The sequence below is a fragment of the Vibrio sp. 811 genome (assembly GCF_033339195.1).
Window position 1 is genome coordinate 1 of the sequence record NZ_JAWOUB010000393.1, and the last position, 711, is coordinate 711.

Annotated in this window: 2 pseudogenes; both read left to right on the forward strand. The window is 47.5% G+C overall.

Annotated features, from left to right (window positions below):
- Positions 1–387 (forward strand): annotated as a pseudogene (locus R7Q46_RS27080) (phospholipase); the annotation flags it as partial.
- Positions 384–711 (forward strand): annotated as a pseudogene (locus R7Q46_RS27085) (chromosome partitioning protein ParA); the annotation flags it as partial. The pseudogenes R7Q46_RS27080 and R7Q46_RS27085, both read left to right, overlap by 4 nt.

Consider the following 711-nt stretch of genomic DNA (forward strand, 5'->3'; position numbering starts at 1 on the left):
CGTCAATTTCAACAAATGCGCACTATGGCGCAGTCTCTCAACATTCCGAACAACGAAACGGTCGTGTACAGTGGTGACTTTAATGTAAACAAGCTGAAGTTCCCTGGAGATTACCAGCAGATGATCGCAAACCTAAGTGCGATGGAGCCTCAATACTCTGGCTATACAGCGTCTACGTTCGACCCTCGTATCAATAACTTCGCAGGCGAAGCACTATCTGGTGGCGAAAATGTGGAATACCTCGATTACGTCATGGTGAGCAACGAATATGGCGTGAAATCGTTTAACGACAACCGCGTTGATGTTCCACGTTCAACGGCAGAGGGGTTGTGGAAACATTACAACCTGTCGGATCACTTCCCTGTCAGCGCCGTGATCAAGCCATGAAGCTTAGCTTACTAATCACTGTGTCCGCCGTTTTGGCGGGCATAGTTTGGTTTTCAGTCAATGTCGACGAGCGCGATCAATTAACGCAGCTTTCTTCGGAGTTGCAGGATAAATCAATCGCATTGGTTGATAGTGATTTGACGCCACCCCAGCGCCAAAGCAGTACACAAAAGTCCAAGTCAAAATCAGACAACATGCCCACTGAGACTCAAGATCTTGCAGAGCGACTAAACCGCTCTAAAGGTCGAGCACTGAAAGCAGAAATCGAGACGTTTTGGCACACCTGTATGTCCGAGCTCAATTGCGAATCCAAACTTAATGAAC